Source organism: Paenibacillus marchantiophytorum (assembly GCF_014640555.1).
In the GTDB taxonomy this organism is placed as follows: domain Bacteria; phylum Bacillota; class Bacilli; order Paenibacillales; family NBRC-103111; genus Paenibacillus_E; species Paenibacillus_E marchantiophytorum.
In genome coordinates this window covers 18,387-42,330 of record NZ_BMHE01000041.1, presented here as the reverse complement: position 1 = coordinate 42,330, position 23,944 = coordinate 18,387, and the positions used below count along the sequence as shown (strand labels likewise).

15 protein-coding genes are annotated in these 23,944 nt (G+C 50.9%); 2 read left to right on the top strand and 13 right to left on the bottom strand.

Going from position 1 to position 23,944, the window contains the following annotated elements; genetic code table 11:
- Positions 1–39 precede the first annotated feature (39 nt).
- From iolB to iolD, 7 genes are read right to left on the bottom strand one after another with little or no spacing between them, the layout of a single operon-like run.
- Positions 40–858: a 5-deoxy-glucuronate isomerase gene (gene iolB, locus IEY34_RS27295; RefSeq protein ID WP_189017905.1), complete on the bottom strand. Its 819-nt coding sequence runs from the start codon at positions 856–858 to the stop codon at positions 40–42.
- 18 nt (positions 859–876) lie between these two features.
- Positions 877–1,914 (bottom strand): inositol 2-dehydrogenase, encoded by a 1,038-nt coding sequence (iolG, locus tag IEY34_RS27290; protein ID WP_189017902.1) that lies wholly within the window; start codon positions 1,912–1,914, stop codon positions 877–879.
- Complete coding sequence (gene fba, locus IEY34_RS27285; RefSeq protein ID WP_189017899.1) at positions 1,911–2,789, bottom strand: class II fructose-1,6-bisphosphate aldolase; 879 nt, start codon at positions 2,787–2,789, stop codon at positions 1,911–1,913. Before fba ends, iolG begins: the two co-directional genes overlap by 4 nt.
- A 20-nt stretch (positions 2,790–2,809) precedes the next feature.
- Positions 2,810–4,255, bottom strand: coding sequence for a CoA-acylating methylmalonate-semialdehyde dehydrogenase (locus tag IEY34_RS27280; protein ID WP_189017895.1), 1,446 nt, complete (start codon positions 4,253–4,255; stop codon positions 2,810–2,812).
- Between the two features lie 25 nt (positions 4,256–4,280).
- Entirely contained in the window at positions 4,281–5,291 is a 1,011-nt protein-coding gene (gene iolC, locus IEY34_RS27275; protein ID WP_189017892.1) for a 5-dehydro-2-deoxygluconokinase, read from the bottom strand.
- 7 nt (positions 5,292–5,298) lie between these two features.
- Positions 5,299–6,207 carry a myo-inosose-2 dehydratase gene (gene iolE / locus IEY34_RS27270; RefSeq protein ID WP_189017889.1) on the bottom strand — a complete coding sequence of 303 codons (909 nt, stop codon included), beginning with the start codon at positions 6,205–6,207 and terminating at the stop codon, positions 5,299–5,301.
- A gap of 21 nt (positions 6,208–6,228) precedes the next feature.
- Positions 6,229–8,094: a 3D-(3,5/4)-trihydroxycyclohexane-1,2-dione acylhydrolase (decyclizing) gene (iolD, locus tag IEY34_RS27265; RefSeq protein ID WP_189017954.1), complete on the bottom strand. Its 1,866-nt coding sequence runs from the start codon at positions 8,092–8,094 to the stop codon at positions 6,229–6,231.
- Between the two features lie 183 nt (positions 8,095–8,277).
- Here iolD and IEY34_RS27260 point away from each other — a divergent pair, with 183 nt between their 5' ends.
- Positions 8,278–10,086 carry a cache domain-containing sensor histidine kinase gene (locus IEY34_RS27260; RefSeq protein ID WP_189017886.1) on the top strand — a complete coding sequence of 603 codons (1,809 nt, stop codon included), beginning with the start codon at positions 8,278–8,280 and terminating at the stop codon, positions 10,084–10,086.
- Positions 10,073–11,662 (top strand): response regulator transcription factor, encoded by a 1,590-nt coding sequence (locus IEY34_RS27255; protein ID WP_189017883.1) that lies wholly within the window; start codon positions 10,073–10,075, stop codon positions 11,660–11,662. The genes IEY34_RS27260 and IEY34_RS27255 overlap by 14 nt, the downstream gene beginning before the upstream one ends.
- An 11-nt stretch (positions 11,663–11,673) precedes the next feature.
- On the opposite strand, the gene IEY34_RS27250 is transcribed toward IEY34_RS27255, so the two are convergent.
- The 6 genes from IEY34_RS27250 to IEY34_RS27225 all read right to left on the bottom strand — a co-directional run bounded on the left by IEY34_RS27250 (position 11,674) and on the right by IEY34_RS27225 (position 23,922).
- On the bottom strand, positions 11,674–12,492 hold the full coding sequence (locus tag IEY34_RS27250; RefSeq protein ID WP_189017880.1) for an ADP-ribosylglycohydrolase family protein: 819 nt from the start codon (positions 12,490–12,492) through the stop codon (positions 11,674–11,676).
- Between the two features lie 294 nt (positions 12,493–12,786).
- Positions 12,787–13,842: a chorismate synthase gene (aroC, locus tag IEY34_RS27245; protein WP_189017877.1), complete on the bottom strand. Its 1,056-nt coding sequence runs from the start codon at positions 13,840–13,842 to the stop codon at positions 12,787–12,789.
- A gap of 179 nt (positions 13,843–14,021) precedes the next feature.
- Positions 14,022–14,849, bottom strand: a complete 828-nt coding sequence (locus IEY34_RS27240) for a hypothetical protein (protein ID WP_189017874.1) — start codon at positions 14,847–14,849, stop codon at positions 14,022–14,024.
- Positions 14,850–14,961: 112 nt separating this feature from the next.
- The gene (locus IEY34_RS27235) at positions 14,962–15,192 is read right to left on the bottom strand and encodes a helix-turn-helix domain-containing protein (RefSeq protein WP_268240187.1); all 231 of its coding nucleotides are present in this window, start codon (positions 15,190–15,192) and stop codon (positions 14,962–14,964) included.
- A gap of 1 nt (position 15,193) precedes the next feature.
- Complete coding sequence (locus IEY34_RS27230; protein WP_189017869.1) at positions 15,194–15,568, bottom strand: response regulator; 375 nt, start codon at positions 15,566–15,568, stop codon at positions 15,194–15,196.
- Between the two features lie 1,508 nt (positions 15,569–17,076).
- Positions 17,077–23,922, bottom strand: a complete 6,846-nt coding sequence (locus IEY34_RS27225; RefSeq protein WP_189017866.1) for an S-layer homology domain-containing protein — start codon at positions 23,920–23,922, stop codon at positions 17,077–17,079.
- Positions 23,923–23,944 lie beyond the last annotated feature (22 nt).

Below are 23,944 nucleotides of genomic sequence, written 5' to 3'. Positions count from 1 at the left end.
CTTCTATTATGCAGGGGCACAAGGGAAGTTGCAAACGGCCTACTCCTCCACCGGCTTCGCCATTAGCCAAGCATGCTCAGGATCATTATGGAACTTCCAGATCCGCGATGGGCCTGCCATCACATTCAGATAGTAGACGTCATAGCCGGGAGGCGCACAAACAGGATGATAACCTCGCGGCACCAGCACAGCTTCCCCATCCTTCACCAGCAGCGTTTCATCCAGCGAACGGTCATCCGTATACACACGTTGGATCGCAAAACCATGCCCAGGATCGACGCGATAATAATACGTTTCCTCCAGAAAAGACTCCTGCGGAAGCGCATCCCGATCATGCTTGTGCGGCGGGTAGCTCGACCAATGTCCGTTCGGGGTAAAAACCTCGACAACAAGCAAGCTGTCCGCTGGTTCATTTTCCGGTAAAATATTATGAATTTGCCGCTCGATATTCCCGTAACCGCGGGTTTCAACCCCCACATGGCTAGGTTCAATCAAGCGCGCAGGATAACCGCCAGCACCGGGAGCGCTGCAAATCGCAAGCTCCACAGCTGTTTTAGCAGCAACTTCATACTGATCATCACTCGGGACATAGACCGAAAACGGCGGAATTTTCTCAAAAACGTTCATCCGCTCTCCGATGTCGCTCCAGCTTGCCTCCTTGGTCTGCACGTCCGCTTTACCGCTCAGCAGCACTAAGCAAATTTCTTGCTCGCCCGTAACACGGCTCAGAGATTGCCCAGCCGCAAGCCGTACAATTTCAAAACCGACATACTTCCAGCCCGCGGATTCCGGCGTTATTTTCAAAATGCTGCCCTCAACATGAGGATGTTCCAAAGGTTTCACTATCAGATTAGGCATATCCCTCAACTCCTCCCCTCAAAGCGAATTCTGCTGTAACAAAGCCAAAGCTTCGCTAACTTTCACCGGACGACCTAACCTAGAAGATAGCTTGGCAGCCAAGGCAATCCGCTCCGCCTGCATACCATCATGACCGTCCACAGGCACAGCCTTATCGTTCAACAGACAATCTATGAAGATCTGTGTCTCTTCCATATAAGCAGCTTGATAGCGCTCGAGGAAAAAGTGCAGCGGTTTCTCGCTCACAATCGCATCTGCGGTGCTAACCACGGCCGTATTCGGATGATCGTTGGCGACAGCTACGCTGCCTTTGGACCCGAACACCTCCACACGCTGGTCATAGCCATAAACGGCTTGACGGCTATTGTCGATGACGCCAAGAGCGCCATTCTCGAAGCGCAGCGTGACTATCGCCGTATCCACATCCCCATGCTCAGCAAAAACCGGATTAATCAGCACATTGCCCTGCGCATACACCTCTTCAACCTCGCTGCCGGCTACAAACCTAGCCATATCGAAATCATGGATCATCATATCCATGAAAATGCCGCCCGACACCTTAATATAGTCCTCATGCGGCGGATTCGGGTCACGGGAAGTAATTTTGATAATATGCGGGTTCCCGATCGTCCCTTCTTGGACAACCTCGCGAACACGCTTAAAATTATGGTCAAAACGGCGGTTAAAGCCGATTTGCAGCTTCACGCCGGCTTTGTTCACAGCCGCAATCGCTGCCTCCGTTTGCGTAATATCCATGCTGATCGGCTTTTCGCAAAAGATGTGCTTGCCTGCCTCTGCCGCCTGCTGAATCAACGGAACGTGCGTATCTGTTGAGGAGCAAATGAAGATAGCATCAATCTCTGGATGTTCGATCAATTCCTTGCTATCCTTCGTAACTAGACCGATTTGGCGCGCTGCCGCCCAAGCCTCTAACTCAGGTCCTGCAAATAAATCACTCACCGCCACAATGTTCACCTGCGGCAGTCGCAGTAAATTGTCTGCGTGGATTTTGCCGATCCGGCCTGCACCGATGATTCCGATTTGAATAGTTTTCATGATAGACTCCCTCCGGCTTTGCCTGCGCTGCCGAACAATTGAATTTTGGCTCTTACGGATGCCCCAATCGCTTCCCGCGCGGGGATTAAATAATTCCGTGGGTCATAGGCCTCCGGATGTTCATTCAAAAACGATCGTATGGCCTCTGTACAAGCGATTTGATTGTCTGTGTTCACATTAATTTTGGCCGTTCCACAGGCAATAGCCTGACGAATTTCTTCATCCGGCAAGCCGCTTCCGCCATGTAGCACGAGCGGAAGGCCCGTCACTTGGCGGATTTCAGCCATCCGTTCGAAGCCCAGCTTGGGCTGTCCCCGATAAGGACCATGTACGGAACCAAGCGCTGGCGCCAAACAATCGATGCCTGTTTCCCGCACTAAACGCACGCAATCCGCCGTGACCGCATACATGCCTTCGGCTTCATCGACGACCAAATCGTCCTCGCGTCCGGTAATTCTGCCCAGCTCAGATTCAACGGAAACGCCGAGAACGTGAGCGGCCTGAGTCACTTGGCGGGTCACTTCGATGTTATGTTCGAGCGAATGATGCGAAGCATCGATCATAACGGAAGTAAAACCCGCGTGAATCGCCCGAATGCACACCTCATAGCTGGTTCCATGGTCCAAATGTAGCGCGACTGGCACCGTAATGCCGTAATGCGCTATCAACGATTTCACTATACCCGCGATGCAGGGCAGCCCGCCCATATAAGGAATGTAAGCCTCACTGACGCCAAGAATGACGGGCGATTGCTCCGCCTCAGCAGCCAGCAGAATCGCTTGCGTGAACTCCAAATTGTTTAAATTAAACTGTCCAACCGCATATTGACCGGCTAGCGCCTGATGCAGCATCTCTTTCATCGAAACAAGTCGCATGAGATTCTTCCTTTCTAGGCCTACCAGCGGGCTGTGACCATTTTTTTGCGTGTATAAAATTCAACGCCATCTGTCCCATTCGCGTGCAAATCACCGTAGAACGACTTTTTCCAGCCTGAAAAAGGGAAGAAAGCCATCGGCGCAGGAACGCCGAGATTGACGCCCAGCATACCCGCATCAATCGTTTCGCGGAATTGGCGGACATTACTGCCATCGCGCGTGAACAGGCAGGCGCCATTGGCAAATTCCGAGCGATTGGATAACGCAATCGCTTCTTCCAGCGTTGCTACCCGAACGATGGAAAGCACAGGCGCAAAAATTTCGTCCTCCCAAATTTTCATGCCGCACTCCACGCCATCAAAAATAGTCGGCCCTACGAAATAGCCCTTCTCATCGGATGCCTTATCCTTGCGTCCGTCGCGAATCAGAATCGCGCCTTCTTTTTCGCCGATCTCGATATATTTCAAGGTGCGTTCTCTGTGCTGGTCGCGAATCACCGGCCCCAGGAACACGCCCTCGTCTGCGCCATTGCCCATCGTGATGCGGTTAGCCGCCTCAGTCAGCTTGCTGACAAGCGTGTCAGCCACATCGCCGACGGCTACGACAACCGAGCACGCCATGCAGCGCTCGCCCGCCGAACCAAAAGCCGCGTTGACGATTTCCTTCACCGCGATATCCAGATCCGCATCCGGCATCACGATCGAGTGATTTTTGGCGCCGGCTAAAGCTTGCACCCGCTTGCCATGGGCTGAAGCGGTTTTGTAAATGTATTCGGCTACCGGTTGGGAGCCAACGAATGAAATCGCTTTGACCTCTGGATGCTCCAGAAGTCCATTCACAACATCATGCGCGCCATGAACGATGTTCAGCACGCCGTCCGGAAGACCCGCTTGTTGGAACAGCTCCGCCAAACGGTTAGCCAAGTGCGGCGTGCGCTCCGACGGTTTCAACACGAACGTGTTGCCGCAGGCAATCGCGAGCGGGAACATCCAGCAGGGCACCATCATCGGGAAGTTAAACGGTGTAATGCCACCGATGACCCCGATCGGATAGCGGTACATGCCGGATTCCAGATTCGACGCGATATCGGGCAGTTGTTTGCCCATCATGAGCGTTGGTGCTCCTGCCGCGAATTCAACGCACTCGATGCCGCGCAGCACTTCGCCGTAGGCTTCGGTGTAGCTTTTGCCATTTTCACGCGTTACGATCCGCGCAAGCTCTTCCCAGTTGTCAACGAGCAATTGTTGATATTTAAACAGAATACGTGCTCGGCGCGGCACCGGCGTGCGGCTCCAGGACTGGAACGCCTCTTGTGAGTTGCGAACGGCTTGATCGACTTCCTCCTTCGTAGAAATTGGGATGTAAGCAAGAATTTCTTCCGTTGCAGGGTTATATACGGGTTCTGTTTGTGTGGATGCAGAAGCGATCCATTCGCCGCCGATCCAATTTTTCAAAGTTTCTGTCATCGTTAAGCTCTCCCTTTTTAGTCAATTATGAAGCTGTAATCTCGCCGCGGTTGCAGCGTTCGATATAATCATCCACCTGTGCAGCCGTTGGCATAGCATCCGAGCAGCTGTGGCTGGAAATGACGATACAAGCGGCTGCGCTGCCGTATTCCATACTTTTTTCAATCGTCCAACCTTGCATAACGCCATAAATAAAGCCTGCCGCGTACGAATCTCCAGCTCCAAACGTCTTCACAACTTTAGCCGGGAAGCTCTTGGCACGGTGGCCGACACCGTCAGGCGTATAGGCAATGGAACCCTCTTTGCCGTGTTTGATGATGACGATCTTGGCCGAATAGTCGAACCATTTGGCCGCTGTAATCCGATCATCCTTCTCTGGGTTTGTCTCGAAACGTTCCATCATGTCGAATTCTTCGCGCGTGCCGAGGATAATATCGCATTTCTCAGCCGCCAAGTTGTAGTAAGTCGCTGTTTCTTCCGCTGATTTCCACGTATAGGGGCGATAATCCAAATCAAATACGATCACAGCGCCATGCTTCTTCGCATAGCTGAGGGCTTGGAATACCGCTTCACGCGAAGGGCTTTGTGCAAGCGCCGTCCCGGAGATCAGCAGCACCTTCGCCTGAGCGATCAGCGATTCCTGAACCTCCGCAGGGGTAAGCAGCAGATCGGCCGCATTGTCGCGATACATCAGAATACTGCAATCGGTGGGACTTTTGATCTCGGTAAAAGCAAGCCCTGTGACAGCTCCGGTTTGATCGGTCACGACATTCGTCGTCTCGATCCGATTGCGCTGCAAGTAATCCTCGATGAAGCGGCCCATTTGGTCATTGGCGATTTTGCCGATAAAAGCCGTTTGCAGGCCAAGTCTCGCCATCCCGATCGTGATGTTGGCCGGAGAGCCTCCGACATACTTCGTAAATGTCATCGTCTCTTCCATGGGACGGTGAATTTCGTTGGCGTTCAAATCAATGCAAAGCCTGCCAATAGCGACAAAATCAAGTGGTTTATCTTGCGGAAAAGTCACGTAGGTCATCGAACATTTACCTTCTTTCTTGGGAAATAAGAGATTGGATATAATGAAGTGCATTCTGTGCATATTCGTAAGCGGGGTGTGTCGCCGGGTCTTGCTCGCCTTCCAGCATCGCCCATCCTTCATATTTCCGCTCCAGCAGCTCTTGGAAAATCGGCCCAAAATCAAGGCAGCCATCGCCAGGAACGGTGAACACGCCTTTTCGAATACAGGTCACAAAGTCCACGTTCTCGGCTCTCGCTTCATCCAGCACCGCTTGGCGAATATCCTTCAAATGAATGTACGCGATGCGGTTGTAATGCTTGCGCAGCACGGTTAGCGGATCTGCTCCGCCGTAGTAGGCATGGCCCGTGTCGAAAAGCAAATGCACGAGCACGGGATCCGTCATTGCCATCAGCTTGTCGATTTCCTCCGGGCTTTCTATCACTGTGCCGCCATGATGATGATAGGTCAGCTTGAGTCCATATTCCTGCGCGATGGCCCCAGCAAGGTTAAGTCCTTCAGCCAAGCTCTGCCAGCCTGCCTCATCCAGACGAAGAACTTCCTTCTCGTTAGGCGTCCGGCGCGGGTCAAAATGGAGCGAGCCCCCCACTTCCGCGGTGCTGATGACCGTGCTGCCCATTTCTTGGAGAAACTGCGCATGCTTGCGATAAGCGGCAAGCTCCTCGTCGCGGTAGGCAGGATCGGAGAAAAGCACCGATTTCCACTGCGAAACGAGCTGAATGCCCCGCTTCGCGAGTTCTTCTTTTAACACGGGAATGTCTGTTGGATATTTGCGCCCCATCTCGGTGCCTGCAAGCCCAAGTGCTGCTATATCATCTAAAATTTGTTCATAGGTTGTATCCGCGCCATGCTCCTTAACATCTTCGCCCACCCAATTAATCGGGTGCACGCCCAGCTTGAATGGAAGCCCTGTCATCGTTAAAATCCCCTTTGTTGGTTAAATAGGTTTGGCCGCTTGAATGCGGTTCTTCATTTCTTCATGCGCTTTAAGCACCTTTTCGCTCTCGGACACCTCTGGCACGCCAACTTGCCACCAGGATTCATAGCCATCCGTGTTCGTTCCCGGCACGACCGGAATTTCAATCAAGGTCGTCACGGTCTCTTCCTTCGCTTTCAGCAGCGCTTCCCTAAGTTCTTCAGGCGTGCCTGCTTTGTAAGCCTTCGCTCCCAAACTGCGGGCATGCGCCGTAAAGTCGATCGGCATGTAGCTGCCTGTCAGCTTGCCCGTCGCCGCTTCGCGATAGCGGAATTCATTGCCGAAGCCATCGCTGCCGTGGCCTCTTTGCAGGTTGTGAATACACTGGAAGCCGTGATTATCGAACAGCAAAATCGTGATTTTGCGGCCTTCCTGCAAGCTGGTCAGCAGCTCGGAGTGAAGCATCAAATAGCTTCCATCTCCGACGATGGCGTACGCCTCGCGATGGGGATCAGCCAGCGCCACGCCAAAAGCACCGCTTACTTCGTATCCCATGCAGGAAAAGCCATATTCCATGTGATACGTTTTGGGCTCGGTTGATCGCCATAATCGGTGGAGATCGCCCGGGAGACTTCCGGCTGCACAAACGACAACTGCTGAGGGATCAATGGTTTGGTTGATCACGCCAAGCGCGCGCGTTTGCGCCATGCCTTCGGCGTGCTCAGTGGCATACAGACGATCGACCTCCTGCTCCCACTGCGCTTTCAAATGCTCCACATACCCGCTTTCGTAACCGCTCTCATAGTAATGAGCGGACAGCGCGTGGAATAAGGTGCCTAGCGTTTCTTTGGCATCTGCGGTGATGCCGATGCCGTTTAATTTGGATGCATCGAAGCCGCTGATGTTGATATTGATAAACTGCGCATCCGGATGAGCAAAAGCTGATTTGGATGCCGTTGTAAAATCAGAGTAACGCGTCCCGACGCCGATGATCAGATCAGCTTCTCGCGCGAGGATGTTCGCTGCGCGAGATCCTGTCACACCGATCGCCCCGACATGCAGCGGATGGTTCCATGGCAGCGAGCTTTTGCCTGCCTGCGTCTCGGCTACCGGGATGTGGAATGCCTCAGCGAACTCAGCCAATTCCTTCGTTGCATCGGCATAGAGGACACCGCCGCCGGCGATGATTAGCGGCCGCTTCTTCCCGAGCATCAAATCCACCGCACGGTTCACAGCTTCTCTGGCTGGAGGCCGCCGATCTATATAGTGCACGTGCTTGGCAAAAAAGGCTTCCGGGTAATCATAAGCCTCAGCCTGCACATCCTGCGGAAGCGCTAGTGTAACAGCTCCTGTTTCCGCTGGATCGGTAAGCACACGCATCGCTTGATACGCCGCCGTCATCAACTGCTCGGGACGCACGATGCGGTCCCAGTATTTGCTGACGGCCTTGAAAGGATCATTGGCAGACAGGCTGTAGTCTCCTGCGACTTCCAACTGCTGCAGAACCGGGTCCGGCTGTCTGGAAGCAAAATTATCCCCCGGCAGTAGCAGCACCGGAATCCGATTGACGGTTGCCGTCGCAGCGGCTGTCAGCATGTTCAACGCGCCTGGCCCGATGGAGCTTGTGCAAGCGTAAATTTGCTGGCGGTTCTTTTGCTTGGCAAATGCCGCCGCCGCGTGCACCATGCCCTGTTCATTTTTCCCCTGTATGTAAGTCAGATTCCCTGCGCTGCGTTCCAAGGCTTCCCCGATGCCGGTCACATTGCCATGACCAAAAATGCCCATGACGCCCCGAACAAATTTCGTTTCATGCCCATCGACTGAGATGTACTGTTGATCCAGAAAGCGAAGCAATGCTTGGGCCATGGTAAGACGTATCGTATGAATGGCTTTCTCCCCCTCAAAGGTAAGGTAAAGCGCTTAATCTTTGTGGGTTAAGCGCTTAATCCGATGATATACCATATTTATTTCCATCGCAATCTTTATTTTTTGTGTTATTCTTTAGGGAGTAAATAACTCATCTGTGTTCCCCTATTTATCCTAAAAATGATTGAAACCGAGGTCATTACGATGCCGAATTGGCTGCAAGCCTTGCTTGGAATCAACCGAAGCTTTCGCGTAAAACTTATCCTAAGCTTGTCTACCATCATACTTTTGTCCTTTGGGATCACCGGTTATTTGACCTATCAATACAACCTGAAACTGTTTGAAGAAGAGATCAGCAAGCAGTTCTCTCGCACCAATGAGGAAGCTTTGGCCAAAATGGAGCTTAAAGTTCAGGAGATCATCCGCATCTCCCAAACCATCGTGTTTAATCCGCAGATTGAACAGGTCATTAAACGCATCAATTCGGCCGAAGATGCAGACGCTTTCAATTTGTATTATGACAAAAAGCAGATCGAAGAACAGATTTTCCAAATCAAATCGGATGCCCCTTACATAACCGGGATGTATCTCTATGATCTAAACGGCAATCCTTCTTACTTCAGCTACACGACCTCCACCATTAATAATTTAAGTGATCAAGTGTTTCAAGTCATACGTTCCAAGCTTAGCGATACGTACGGCAATCTAGTTTGGACCAGCATGGCCTTGCCGAGCGCCGTTGAGCCCAGCGGCTACCGACAAACGATTATCGTCGCCCGTTATATGAAAAATAGTACGCTGAACACTTACGGTGTGCTCGTTATGGCGATGGACGAATCATTTTTCTCCGGCTCGCTGAAGGAATTAACGAAAGACGGTACAGGCGAAGTTTACTTGTTTAATAACAACAATGAACTTTTATACAGCAATATTTCTGAGAATTTGGCTGAGAAACAACAACTGTTGGTCAACCTCAAGCAAACTGAAGTCATGGACAACCATTTATTCGTTCAAGGTGAGTCGAAGGCAACCGCGTTTAAGCTGGTAAGCGGAACTTCACTAGCGGAAATCCGCGTTAAAAATAAAGTTCTCTCCCAAAAGATCGTATATTCCGGTTTAATCAGCATTCTGCTTACAAGCATCCTGATTGTGTTGTCCACAGGAAATCTATTGCGGCCACTTAAAGATCTGCTGCTTGGACTTCGTAAAGTGCGTTCCGGCGACTTCGAAGCACGTATCGAAATCCGTACGAAAGATGAGCTCGCCTACATCGGCGAGAGCTTCAATGCCATGGCCGAACAAGTTGGCCGCCTGATTAAAGAAGTCTATCTGACCCAGCTAAGCGAACGGGAAGCCGAGCTTCAGGCGCTGCAAGCGCAGCTGAACCCGCATTTTCTGCATAATATGTTCAATGAAATTTACTGGAAGCTCTATTTGCAAAATGAGAAAGAGACCGCTTCCTTGATTGCAGCGATATCCGAAATGCTCAAATACTCGTTAATGCCGGTCCGAACACCAACCAGCGTCAGAGAAGAATTGCAGCAGATGCGCAATTATTTGAAGCTGCAAACGGAACTGTTTGAAGCGAATTTGGAGACCATCATTCAAGCGGATGAGGATATCCTGGATTGTGAAATCATGCGTTTCCTGCTACAACCGCTTGTTGAAAATGTGTTCGTGCATGGATTCCGCAACAAAATTGCCCACAAAGTGCTAGTCATTAGAGCTCGCAATGTGGATGGATTTCTGGAAATTGATGTGACGGATAATGGCTGCGGCATGGATGAATCCGCGATTGCGCGATTGCTCGGAGTGAAAGGCGCTGCATTACCGCAGCGTTCTGATGGGCGTGAAAGCCTTGGGGTGCGAAGCGTTGTTCGAAGAATTGAGCTAGTCTACGGTCAACCTTATCGGTTGGAAATCATAAGTGTTGTGGACAGTGGAACGACGATGCGTCTTATTTTGCCGTATATCACCATGGAGAATGGAGGTCTCACCTATGTTGAAGGGTAAAGTGCTGATCGTGGAAGATCAGCCCAATTTCCGCAAAGGACTGCGAAAAATGTTCGAAGACGGCCAACAAGGCTGGACGGTGGTTGGCGAGGCCAGCAACGGTCAAGATGCGCTTGCGTTAATCGAGCAGGTGCAGCCGGATCTAGTGCTGACCGATATTCGCATGCCCATCATGGATGGTATCGAGTTCGTTGGGCATCTGCGGCAGAGCCATCCGGAGCTGATCGTAATTATTTTGACAGCCTACAAAAACTTTGAATACGCACAAGCGGCTGTCCGGCTTGGAGCACTCGATCTGTTAATAAAGCCATGCACCGAGCAGGATGTCAGACAGGTTATGAGCAAGGCATCCGAGCGGTTCTATGAAAAATATACCCGGCAGCAGCAGCGTCTTGGTGAGCACAAGCTTCAGCAGAATCAGGAGCTCCGCGCAGCACTACTTAATCTGCCGTATGCCGCTGGCGGCAATGCTGAGAAAAGCCTTGCTAGCCTTCTGGATGGCAAGAATTTATGGCTGCTGCAGATGAATCAACAGGATTTGGCGAGCAAAAACTACGAAAAAAACGATATGCGTTTAATCCAGTTCGCCCTCTCGAATATTGTGGAGGAGCTGCTCAAGGGCGCAGGGCTGGATGCCCGCCTTCTGCTCGTGGAACATGATAGTTTTGTGCTCGTCACGGAGCAGCATGGCATCCATGAACATTTGCAGGAAGCGATTCAACAGGCCTCGCTGGAATATTTGAAAATCAGCATTAAGCTGCTGTCAATGGGCGAAGCCTCGAGCGACAAACCGCTTGCTGAGCGCTATGTGAAGTTTAAGGTAATCGCCTTAGGCAGTGGCGCCAGCGCCATCTCTGGCAGCGCATCAGCAGGAAGCGACAGGGACGCCAGCAGCATTGGCTCCGGTATGACCTTGTCGCTGAACCAGTCCAAAGTGCAGGAGCTGGAGGTCCAACTCATGTCGGCCATTCTAGTCGGACACGAAGAAAGCCTTCCTCAACTGCTCGATCGCATGCTGGTAGAGCTTTCCGCTATCACGCTCGATGACATGAAAATCCAGGCGCTCTCCCTCTCCATCGCGCTGCTCGGCACGATTCAGAAGCAGTTTGACCCGGATGAGAAAAACCTGCTCGCGCGCATTCCCAGCGACATGCCCCAAACCCATTGGACCGCCGAGGAAGTGCTCCGCTGGGCCAGTGAGCAAGTGGCGAACTTCTTGCATCTTTTCAACAACTGGCAAGCTTCCAAGAATGTCAATCTAATCGAACGTGCCGTCAAATACATCGAAGAACATTACAACGAGGAATGCAGGTTAACCGATGTCGCTGCTCATATTCATCTGAATGCCAGCTATTTCAGCGTGCTATTCAAGAAATCAACGGGAGAAAGCTTCACCCGCTTCGTCACTCGCGTCCGCATGGACAAAGCGGCCATCCTACTGCGCAATACCGATATGAAAATATTCGAAATCGCCTGCGCCATTGGCTTCGATGAACCGAATTATTTCACCAATGTGTTCAAGCAGCAGTACTTGATGTCCCCTAAGGAGTATCGGAATGGGCGGTTGACTCCTTAGCTGAGGCGACTTTAGATTGGAATATTGTATCTATCCTGAAACAATTCAATGATCTGCCTTAGCTTGAGATCCAGCTTTAGCATCACTTCCGACACTATCTCTTTCGGAATTTCTTTATAAAAAGCATGAGCAATGCCTCCTGTTATACAGGCGATTGTGTCGCTGTCTCCTCCAATTGATATCGCTTTGCGGATCGCATCTTCGAAATCCGTCGACTCCAAAAAAGCGATAATCGCCTGCGGCACGGATCCTTGGCAGCTTGGATCAAAAGCGTATTTCGGCCTGATATCATCCAATTTTCGTGTCAGATTATACTTGAATTTCTGCTGGATAAAGGCTTGGATTTCTGCCTTTGGCCTATTGTTCCTTGCCAAGAAAACAGCACTTGCCACGGCCTGAGCACCGAAAATGCCTTGTCGATGATTATGCGTTACAAGCGCAGATCTCCTCGCTTCCCGCAGAACTTCCTCCAGCGTGTTAAAAGCGAATCCGATCGGGCTCACTCTCATAGCAGATCCATTGCCATAGCTGCGATACGGCTTGGGGTCGCTGCTCGACGCCCATTCCTCGAACTTTTGTCCATAGCCAGCGTTTGGGTACCATTTTGCGTATTGCCTAAGTTTATAAGCGTATAGCCGCTTACTTGCATAGTAATCCAATAGCCTGTTGCTTCGCTTTGTCTTATTCAAAACAGCATCGGCTATTGCTACTGTCAACACTGTATCATCCGTAAATCGTGTGAACCTATCGTACAACTGAAATTCAGTTGACTTAACATTATGCCACTCAAACACAGAACCAATAACATCACCGATCACTGCACCTAGCATGATTCACCTCCTAGTACTTACCATCATACATGTAAAGCTCCTTCTAACTCTATCAATTTCGTCAAATGGGAGGAAATAGGGAAATTAGCGAGAGATGAGTGAATTAGGAGTCTTAGGGAAACTTCTATTGGTTGCTCAGACAGTGAATTGGCGGCTTCTTTGGCGAATAGGATGAAGCTTATCCTACACCTCCATATAGAAAAAAACCGCCTCTCCAATAGTTGAAGACGCGGGATTTCTGCTATACCTGCTTTCATTTGGGGAGTCTATCCGGCAGTACCTACTTTACGACAATCAATACAGCATAGCAGCCTGACGCTTATAATGATCCTCGATAACAAGACAGGCCATCGCTTCGATCACGGGCACGACTCTCGGACAAATACAAGGATCATGCCGTCCTGTGGTCACAATAACTTGTTCCTCGCCCTTCACGTTCATTGTGTTCTGCGGCACGGAGATGGAGGATGTCGGTTTGACTACGACACGGAATACGATTTCGGCGCCCGTGCTGATGCCGCCAATGATCCCACCCGCATGATTGCTGCTGAACCCTTCTGCATTCATCTGATCATTATGTTCGCTGCCCAGCATGCTCGCCGCAGCAAAGCCCGCTCCAAATTCGATCCCCTTGATCGCACCGATGGACAGCATCGCTTTGGCTAATTCGGCATCAAGCTTATCAAAAGCCGGCTCTCCGAGCCCCGGATCGACACCCCGGATTCGGCATTCTACAATGCCGCCGCAGCTGTCGCCAGCCTGTGCCAAGGCTTCAATTTTCTCGACCATTTTAACCGCAGCTTCCGGATCACAGGCCCTAACAGGGTTAGTCTCAATAACATCCTCTATAAAATCACGGCACTGTATGCCACCGATCTCGGTTGTATAGGCAACAATAGAGACGCCTCTACGCTCTAGCAGCTTACGTGCGACAGCACCCGCCGCAACTCTGGACGCCGTTTCCCTGCCTGAAGCTCTGCCGCTTCCCCGATGGTCGCGCAACCCGTATTTCTTCAAATACGTAAAGTCGGCATGACCCGGACGGAAAGCATGTTGAATATCCGTATACGCTTCAGGTCTCATGTCCGTATTGTACAAAATAATGGATAACGGCGTTCCCGTTGTACGGCCTTCAAATACGCCCGAAATGATATGGATTTTGTCATATTCCTTACGAGGCGAAGTGACGGACGATTGTCCTGGTTTCCTTCTATCCATCTGCACCTGAATATAAGCCTCATCGATCTCAACGCCCGGCGTCACGCCATCTATAATGACTCCGACGGCTTCTCCGTGCGATTCACCGTACGTCATAATTTGAAATCTCTCACCAAATGTGTTGCCAGCCATATGCGCATCTCCTAATCTACGATTGTTGTAGCTCTATCCATGATTCTAAACGCTTCTTTGGCATAAATGAAATCGGAATAATCGCCGTTTGGCATAGAGAGAGTTTATGGCTGCGGAAAAGAACCACAAAAAGCCCCCCAAAAAGGGGAGCCCCTACCAATATGCGACGTGTCCAGCCGTTAGCTGTCCCGCTCCATCCGCTGAATGCCCTGAAACAACGTAGCCATGTACAAGCTTTCAGCGTTGCAGTCGATGTCCGTTACTGGGCAGCCAAGCCGCACTGAAATTAGGGTGACTTGATTGCGGATGTAGCCGACACGGTATAAGCCGCGGTCTGTACAAACGAAGACTTCCGTGCCTTTGGTAACGATTGAGAACAGAAATAGATGGGGAAAGCGGATTTGCTCGAAGCCGCCCTTTTTGTCCCCATGCAGTAAAGCACCGTCTTCTGTGACGCCGAGAATGTGCCCTTGATAGATCGCAAGGCCAGTTACTCCTTGCCCAATCGGGAAGTCCATCCACTCATTGATCAATCGATCATAGATGGCAACACCGGACTCTATGGCAAGGATAAAATACTGTGGATACATCAGAAAATCATAAACTTTAACATGCGTATAAGCCGCTTTCTGCCAGCCATGATGACTGCGGCTCCACAAACCATAAGGCGTAGCTGCCCACGAGACTCCGAAATAATCCTTGTACTGGTAGCAGCCGATAGCGAGTTCGGTATCATGCCAACGCTCACTTTCCAAATCGAACTTAAACAACCCTTTATTCGCACAGGCGAAAAGCTGTGACTCTTGTACGATGAGCCGATTCACATGAACCCCTTCCGGCAAACCGTGACGCACGCCCTGCCAATCGCCGTCTTTATGTTTAAGGAATACGCCGCTTCCCAAAGGAGCTGCCACCAATGTTTCATTTTTTAGAATTTTAATGGAGGAAAAGTGAAACAGAAAATTGTCATTATCATTTTTGTCATCTTTTTGCGAACGTTGCAGCACAAGCTCAACTCCTTCTAAACCGAAATCCATCCGGGATGGATCGCTGAATCATCATAATCCTATTTTAAGTGATAATGATTATCATTGTCAAATATTAGTTGGAAGAAGTTCCTTACCTCGCCACACCGTTCCTCATCAAAATTTGTTGCAATACTCGATCGGCGTCAAGCCGTATTGTTTCTTTCAAGTTTTCCCGAAAATGATCCTGATCGGTGTACCCGATCCAGTCGCAGATTTCGTAGATTTTGATGGCGGGGTCCTTCAACAGCCGGGCTGCTTCTTGCCTGCGAAGTCGGATTATCGAATGATTGATCGTCATCCCCGTGACTTCTTTAAACAGCAAATTATCTTGATTCTGAAATGAGGATACGCTCGACTGCTTCAGCAATCCGCTCTTTATTGTACGGTTTCACTACGAAATCTTTGGCCCCCGCTTGAATGGAGTCAACGACCATTTTCTGCTGCCCCATGGCCGAGCACATGATAACTCTTGCCTCCGGATTGTAGCTGATGATCTCCTTCAACGCTGTAATTCCATCCATCTCCGGCATCGTAATATCCATCGTCACCAAGTCCGGCTTAATTCGCTTGTACAATTGGACCGCTTCCTGTCCATTGCTGGCTTCTCCCGCAACCTCATAACCAAGGGAGATGAGGACATCCTTTAATATCGCTCTCATAAAAGCAGCATCATCGACAATGATAATTCTGTTTCCCATGTTCGGATTCCCCTTTACATCGGTCTATATGGATCTTGCTTCTAATTCTACCAATGTCTTCTCTCAAAATTCTCACATAATCATTCCCGCCACGTTCCCCGCGCAGCCTTGGCGCAGCCTTGGCGCAGCCTTGGCGAGCTGAGTATCTGGGATTGAAAGTGAGGCAGGTTAAGATTGAAATTCAACCTTACTGTGCTGCCTGCGGTCGAAGTGGGAGCTGTAACGCTGTAAAACAGCGTTACAGTTAAAGAAAGAGCACTGTGAATGACATACCAGGCAAGTTAAGGTTGAATTTCAACCTTACTGTGCTGCCTCAGGCCAATGTTGGTTCTGTAACGCTGTAAAACAGCGTTACAGGCTGAGCCAAATACCACCGAGCCACCTCACCGTCAATCCGTCATTCTAATGAACTGTATGATGCTTATACACGAGAAAATGGCTACTTTGGCGATCTAATGAACTGAATTGGCGTTATCGAGCAGCTTATAGGCGGAATGATAATCATTTGTCTGAAATAACGCATCTGGAATGCTTTAGCTTTTTAATTGACCCATTTTGATCGAATAAGGGGTATAGAGTTCGTAAGGGGCCTCCCCACTAGATCCATTGGCCATATAGACTGCCACCTTTGCGGATTTAAGCCAAGGGAGCAGGATATGAAGCCAATGGTGCAGGAATAAAAGAAAAAACGGCTTCGCCGCCCTGAGAGTTGAGCCGAGCCACCTCACCAACAATCCGTTATTCTAATGAACTGCATGATGCTTATACACGAGAAAATGGCTACTTTGGCGATCTAATGAACTGAATTGGCGTTATCGAGCAGCTTATAGGCGGAATGATGATCATTTGTCTGAATTAACGCATCTGGAATGCGTTAGCTTTTTTAATTGAACCATTTTGATCGATTAGGGTTCATTGAGTTCGTAAAGGGCCTCCGCTTTCGTTCCATGGCCATATAGACAGCCACCTTTGCGGAGTTAAGCAAAGTGGAGCAGGATATGAAGCCAATGGTGCAGGGATTAAAAGAAAAAACGGCTTCGCCGCCCTGAGAGTTGAGCCTCTAAAGCGACTAATTCTTTCAGGAAATCCTGTTAAGGAAACTACAGGACTCAAGTTAGGCAAATAGTAGGGATACGAGGGTCGTAGCGGAACTACAGGGTCTTATTTTCACAAAAAACGCTGAATTTCCCGTGAAACAGCAAAATAGCCCACTGTAGTTCCCAACCCCGCGATAATGACACTTTTGGCTATAATAGCCCACTGTAGTTCCCCGCGCGAGGCAGCTGAGCTAACTCCTCTTTCACTCCAAAACATACAAACACAAGAAAAACCGTCAGGAAGATCCTGACGGCCATTTTGCGTGTAAACTTATACTTAAGTGCAACTAGACGAATTGGTATGAGTGGGAGTAACCCCAAACGAATGGAAGTTACCCCGTTTCATGGGAGTAACTCGGTTTCAATTTGGAGGAACACAGTATCAATAGGAGAAATCCGGTGTCGTGTTAATCAAATCAAGCCGGACTTCTGCAATAATCTTTGGATGATGGCGGCGACTTCTGCGCGCGTCATGTTGGCGCTGGGAGCAAGCTCGGCCTCTGCTCGGCCGGAGACGAGCCCCATTTTCAAGCTCGCGGCTATGCCTGATCTTGCATACTCAGCAGCACCTGATGCATCTGCAAAACCTGCCAGCAGTTGATCTGTTTCGCTGGTTGCAAGTGTCGCTCCCAATCCTGTGAGCTGCATGGCTCTCGCCATAATCGTCATGGCCTGCTCGCGGGAAATAACATCCATGGAGCCAAATGTGCCGTCTTCATACCCGGAAATAAGGCCATGCTGCTGGGCAGCCTGGATATAAGGAGCGTACCAGTCCGAATCATGGACATCGCCAAATGGCATGTTCCCCGCGTTCGCTTTGAGCCCCAATGCTTTCACCATAATGGTGGCGAATTCAGCGCGGGTGATATCACGGTCCGGCTCAAATAATTCAGCGCTAACGCCGCCTAGAATCAAGCGAGCGCCCATATCATTAATTGTATCTTTGGCCCAGTGTGCCGCGACATCAGCGAATGATGTGGGATTGGCAATCAGAGCGTACATGCCGCTACTTGCCAGCGTGCGGATGATTGCATAACTTTTACCGCCCACCTGCCGGATCTGGGTAGGGACATGACGAACGGTGCCATCCTGATCCACGACAATGACCGTAGACAGCTTGCTTGCTGCCGCTTCGTCAGGCAAGATAATCGCCCTCTCCACGTAAGTGTCAAAACTGCCGACTTCATAAGTATTTTCACCATACGTATAAGTCGCTTTGAAGCTTACTGGGGAAGTCAGCAATGTGTATCCACCTGCTGCTGCAGAGCTTTGAAGCCGCTTCGCCAGCTCTGGTGCAGCGGCGCGCATTTCAATGCGCACTTTGATATCTTTCAACGCAGCACTCGGCCCGAGTTTCTCGGCGATGGCCTTCACATTGAATTGCTGCGCCGGAATGCTGTAGCTAGCCTTCCCTGTGTCCACGATAAGAGTAGCTTTCTTGCTCTCCATCTTCTTGATGAAGTCGGCGCTCAGTTCGCCGATCGTGATGTCAGCGCGATTGGCGAACTGAACCTTAATTTCCGATTTCTCGCCTTGCTGCTCCAGCAGCTTGGCTAACACTTGCTCGTTAAGAACAATCGTTGACGTGATAACGGATCCGTTCACTGAAGTCGTTTCGCTGCCAGCCGACTCCGCTTTGCCGTTGACAAGCACCTCAACCGTCGTGCCGGCCGGCGGGAAGAAGCCGCCACCGCCACCACCGCCAGTTATCATTTTCTTGTAGGTAGCCGCGAAAATTTCGCTATTGTTTTTCCCCTCAACAAAAGTGATAGCTTTGATCGTTGTTGTACGATCCAGTGTTATAGACTGCCCATACACGAGTGAGTTTACTGTCGGATCCCAGCCGTCCACCGTATAGTAGATGATACCGTCAGGCTCCGTCGTTGCAAGCGTCACATCAAATTTATCTTTGAAATCCGCTGTGTCGGTGCCCGTCGGCTTTGCAGCGGTCTCCGCATACAAAACCGGCTTCTTGTTGATGGCGATCGTCCTGTTTTTGCCGTTCTTGGACACCGTCAAGAGCGTTTGTTCACTGCTCGTTTGGGTCGCCCAGTTCAAGGTCGGGTCCCAAGTTTGCGTATAGTAGTATCTGACAGCACGATATGCGGTATCATCTGCATTCAAAATAACCGCGGCAGTCGACAGATCGCTTTCGGTCGTACCATTAAATACGGCTAATTGCGGGTAGTACCCTGCCTTCGCTTTCCAAACAGAGCGATCAAGCCCAGCAGGCAAATCTGTTTGGACAAGGTTCGCCGTTTTCATCGCTGTCGCTTTGTTCACTTCTGTCGGTATCCGATTGCCCGCTTCGCTGTAATAAGCCGTTTTCAGCTGAAGCATCTGTTCATCGAAGATGTTGTTGCGAAGCGTCGCTCGCTGACCCAACTGTCCTGCAATGCCACCAAAGAATGTTTTGCCTTTGGCTAGGGCGCCATTGATGTTAGCGGAGATTTGTCCGCTGTTCATCGAATCTTCGATGGAGCCTTCCGGTCCATAACCGACGATGCCGCCTGCTCTGGCAATGGTCATCCCGCTTGCCGTGACCGTTCCCGAATTGTAGCTGTCTGCAATCATCCCATGGTTCTCGCCGGCAATACCGCCTGCATGTGGCGCACCAGAGCTGACCAATAGATCCGAGTAGGAGAAACTTTGCGTAATCGAAGCTGCCGACAAATTATTACCGGCGATACCGCCGAGCGCTGTCCCATTTCCGATCATCGAACCTTGTACAGATGCTTGCGCAATCGAGCCTGCATTGACTCCTGCCAAGCCGCCGACGAAGGTCCCGTTAGCCAATTTGGCTTGTTTGGGTAATGTCACTTGAATTTGTGAAACAATGCCTTTGTTATAGCCAGCCAGAGCACCGACATACTGATTCCCCTCGACGGAGATAGGCTCTATTCTCATATCCTGCACAGTTGCGTACTGTCCGATAACACCAAACAATCCGGCATACGAGTTGGCTGTGACCTGAAGTCCGCTAATCAACAAGTGATTGCCTCTAAATAATCCTTCGAACGCAGTCTGTTCCTTATTGCCAATAGGTACCCATTGATTGGATTGCAGACGAATCGGCGCTGTCAGATCAATTTCCCGGCCTTTGAAATCGAACGGCTCCATCCCCGTAATCGTGCCATTCACAATCCCCGCCAACCCCGCCAGATCGGCTTCGGTTTGGATGACAAAGCGTAAGGCGGATGGTTTTTTGGTATACCAATTGATGTTCATGTTAACCTCGTTGCCGCTTCCCCCATTCGAACCGCCCGGTGTGCCTCCGGTGTTGGCGCTCAAATTAAGTTCAGGGTATTGGTAGACGGCATTCAAAGAACCAAACCGCCATGCCGTATCGCTGAAGGTCCACTTGGATTCAACAGGGAACGTCTCCCGGTTCGCGAGAGAAGCCGCAAGAATCGGACTGAGACGCGAACTCGCCTTCAGTTCGTCGTAGGTTCCGCCGCCAAAATCAAGATGATCGCTGTTGATCGCCAGCTTTGCATCCTTCACATAATACGAATTGTCGATGAGATCTCGGCTCACATTGTCGTAATAACCTGCAAAGCCCCCAGCCAATGCCCCATTGCGGCCATTCACCTGACCAGCGGAATAACTGCCTTTGACACTGCCTGCCTTCATTAGACCAATTAAGCCTCCCGCATAAGCATCTTTGGCATTTGCCGTGATCTCTTTCGCGGAATAGGTGTTGATCATCGTACCCGTATTTCCGCCAATCAAACCGCCGACATACGTGTATGCACCATTCGCCGTTACTTTAGCTGCTGTAAAACTCTTGTCTACAGTGCCGCTATTTTTGCCGACCAAACCGCCTAGGAGCGCATAATTCCCGCTCGTCCCGACAGCATTGCCAGTCAGGTCGGTTTCAATATAGGAAGCAATAACGTTACCGTTGTTTTCTCCGGCAAGTCCTCCCGCGACCGTTGATGCGCCGCTGACGCTTAGAAGTGCATTGGAATACGTATAATAGATCGTTCCTGTATTTCGGCCAACCAGACCGCCAACAACACCGTTGTTCCCGTCTGAGGTGACCGGAAGTTTCTCGGCAATGCTGTTATTGGCCAAAATGCTGCGATTCTCGCCGATCATACCGCCCGTAATCGCGGACTGCGCATGGACGATTATTTTGCCCAAAACACGGCTGTTTTGCACCGTGCTGACGGCCTTCTCAATCGCAGCCGCATCGGCTTGCCCGCTTCTTGCGTCATTGAGACCGATCATCCCGCCAATCGTTGAAGAGACGGCTGTGCCCGCAGCATTAATAGCCAGTGACTCAATGAAGTTTAGATTCAGCACCGCTGTCTCTGCGCCTTTGTTATAGCCTGTCATTCCGCCAACGACGGACCTCTGACCTTTGGGCGTCAGGCTGATGAATGCGCCGAATACCTTTTCAATTTTACTCTCGATATTCGTTCCAACAAATCCACCTGCGTGTACTCCGCTCGCAAGACTGTCAACAACGAGCGACAAGTTCTCCACATTGTTCTTCGCAGCGTTGCCTGTCACACTAATTCGCTCAGCCTGACCCACCAAACCGCCTGCGTGTGAATCACTGCCATAAACACTTAGCAGCATATAGTCAGGCAGAACGCCTAGCGCATAGGACTGTGTAATCGACGCGTCCTTCATCTGACCTGCCAATCCGCCAGCCTGTGTACCAACACCGTAAACGGTGAGTACAGGACTTTCGGCGACGATGTTTTGAAGCGACGTCTTGTTGCTGCGTCCTACGATACCGCCAACTTGAGCGCCACTGGCCGTACTCGAAGTCGTAATCGCAACGCCTGTCACATTGCCGTCTTGACCATTGCCTCTGATAACACTATCTTCCGCGATGCCAACGATACCTCCGACCGTGGAGTCCTTGCCATTCGCGGTAAATTTCAATATACCGCCTTCTTCTGCATACACCCGCGGGTTCAAGATATCCCCTCGCGTAAATCCGGCGATGCCGCCGATCGCGCTGGCGGCTCCCCGTGTCTCGATAGTTCCGTTGTTGACCACGAGTCCTGTCAGCAGTGCGCTGTTGTCGCCTACGGCGCCACCAACCAGGCTTTCCGCTCCTTGGGTTGCAAGCGCAACGTTATGAACGACGATCGCTTGCCCGCTAGTAACACTTGCGGAAGCGACTCCTGCCACACCGCCGATTCGGACATGATCTGCACCACTCTCGGCAGTTATGGTCATCTTGTTCACCGTGCTGTTAGCGATCAAGAGCGCCCCGTCATCTGCGCCGACAATACCGCCAGCTGCCGTGTTCCCTGCTGTGACTCTGATCGCAGCTGAGTCACTATTCTCCGCTTCTGCCAAGCCGACCGTCACGCCCGTCATCGTACCTTTGGCTTGACCAGCTGCGCCTCCCGCGAAACCGCTGGCTCCGTTCGATTGAATAGCTGTAAATCGGACACTGGACGCCGCCGCGGTTCCATCCAAATAACCTGCGATACCACCGATGCGACCGTCGGAAACCAACTTGGCGAAGCTTGCGCTTGTGCCGCCGATCGTCGCTCCCGTGATCGTCCCGCCGCTTACATAACCGACTGCTCCTCCGGTATTGGCGCCCTTGCCGCCTGTCACCGTCAGCTGTCCCGCAAATGCCGGACTCGTTATTGTTCCGTTCACACCGTAGTATCCTATGATACCACCTGTATACACAGCACTGTCTTCTCCTAAGGAGGAGGCTGTGACCGTTATTTTATTGCTGAATGATTCGCTGCTCATACTCGTATCGCTGCCGGATACAATCCCAACGAAACCGCCTGTGTACAGCTTTTGCGCCCCAGTGACTGCAATATCACCCTTGCTGAGCACGTTATTCGCTGCCTTTACATACGCTTTATTCGCAACGATACCGCCTGTGTATATCTCCGAAGCGCCGGACACTGTGATCTGCCCGCTGTTTATATAAGCGTCTTTAACCGTGCTGTTCAAGAAGAATCGGTTGCCTGCGAAGCCTACAAGGCCGCCCGTGAATACCTGATCCCTGGTCCCCGATACTTGCAGGGACGCCTTATTTTGAACCGCATTGGTAAATGTAACTGTTCCTCCCGCTTTCCCGACAATCCCGCCTGTATACAGTTCACTATCCCCGTTAACGATGATAGGAACGGCGTTCGCGAAGTTTTGTCCCAACGTGAAGTCGCCATAGACAATCCCGCTTACGCCACCAGTGAAGATGGATGATCCCGCTTGATTGGTGATGGTGCCTGTTTGCGTGAAAGGAACGTCCAGCAGCATATCATGTTCGAAGGACCCAACGAGTCCTCCGACAAATGACCCCTTCGATCCGGGTGCCAACACCGTGATATTCCCCTTGTTCGAAGTCAGATTGGAAAAAGTCACAACCGCCCCGGACTCCACTCGGCCCACAATACCGCCGATCACGCTGCTCGTGTTATTCGTTGCCGTGATTAGAGCGCTGTTGGTGATAAGTGTATTTTGATCCTTCATAGAAAGCGAAGCGTTCGCCAAGCCAATAATACCGCCCACATTCGCTTGATATACGCTGCCTGTCACCGTTACCGCGCCTGTATTTTCAACTTTCTTCAGCGAAAGGCCTGAGCCGCCTGTTGAGGCTGCTGCGATACCGCCAACAACTCCCGTTGTGGAACCGGTCAGCGTAACGCCAGCCTGATTGACAATGTCGGACAACTCGCCGGAGCCAGCGCCCACAACACCGCCGACATAAGCTTCTTTGGTCGAAGCAACACGGATCGATGCTTCATTTCGTATGTTATACACGATGCTGTTTTGATCCATGAATCCGGCAATGGCACCGACTTGGACGCCTTCCGTGCTGTTGATTTGAATATTGCCCAGCACGTGGAAGCCTCCAACTGTAGCTCCGCTTAGGTAGCCGAAAAGCCCAGCTTGCTTACTGCTGCTGGCGATCGTAAGACCGGACAGATTCATCATCTGCCCGGCTTTTCCCACCAACGTTCCGCGAAACGGATGGCTAGCGCTTCCGACCGGCTCCCATTTATGAGCTGACAAGTCTAAGTGAGCACTAACTTCCAGCACCTTTTTATCAAAATCTGTCACGCCGTTGTTAACCAGCTTGGCCACACCGGCAAGTTTCTCTTCCGTATCGATGGTAAAGGTCTTGTAATCCTCATTGTACCAACTCGTCGACGCATGGTCTTCCCAACTGTCATTAGCCGCATACACCATGAATGCCGCTGCCGAGAGGGACAAGATAACTGCCGAGAGCATCATAAGACCGACTCTTTTACTTTTCAACCGCATATTGCACCGTCCCGCTCTATTG

Excerpts from the sequence above, each read along its gene's own strand:
- iolB (WP_189017905.1), bottom strand. The coding sequence starts at position 858 with ATGCCTAATCTGATAGTGAAACCTTTGGAACATCCTCATGTTGAGGGC.
- iolG (WP_189017902.1), bottom strand. The coding sequence starts at position 1,914 with ATGAAAACTATTCAAATCGGAATCATCGGTGCAGGCCGGATCGGCAAA.
- fba (WP_189017899.1), bottom strand. The coding sequence starts at position 2,789 with ATGCGACTTGTTTCGATGAAAGAGATGCTGCATCAGGCGCTAGCCGGT.
- IEY34_RS27280 (WP_189017895.1), bottom strand. The coding sequence starts at position 4,255 with ATGACAGAAACTTTGAAAAATTGGATCGGCGGCGAATGGATCGCTTCT.
- iolC (WP_189017892.1), bottom strand. The coding sequence starts at position 5,291 with ATGACCTACGTGACTTTTCCGCAAGATAAACCACTTGATTTTGTCGCT.
- iolE (WP_189017889.1), bottom strand. The coding sequence starts at position 6,207 with ATGACAGGGCTTCCATTCAAGCTGGGCGTGCACCCGATTAATTGGGTG.
- IEY34_RS27260 (WP_189017886.1), top strand. The coding sequence starts at position 8,278 with ATGCCGAATTGGCTGCAAGCCTTGCTTGGAATCAACCGAAGCTTTCGC.
- IEY34_RS27255 (WP_189017883.1), top strand. The coding sequence starts at position 10,073 with ATGTTGAAGGGTAAAGTGCTGATCGTGGAAGATCAGCCCAATTTCCGC.
- IEY34_RS27250 (WP_189017880.1), bottom strand. The coding sequence starts at position 12,492 with ATGCTAGGTGCAGTGATCGGTGATGTTATTGGTTCTGTGTTTGAGTGG.
- aroC (WP_189017877.1), bottom strand. The coding sequence starts at position 13,842 with ATGGCTGGCAACACATTTGGTGAGAGATTTCAAATTATGACGTACGGT.
- IEY34_RS27230 (WP_189017869.1), bottom strand. The coding sequence starts at position 15,568 with ATGGGAAACAGAATTATCATTGTCGATGATGCTGCTTTTATGAGAGCG.
- IEY34_RS27225 (WP_189017866.1), bottom strand. The coding sequence starts at position 23,922 with ATGCGGTTGAAAAGTAAAAGAGTCGGTCTTATGATGCTCTCGGCAGTT.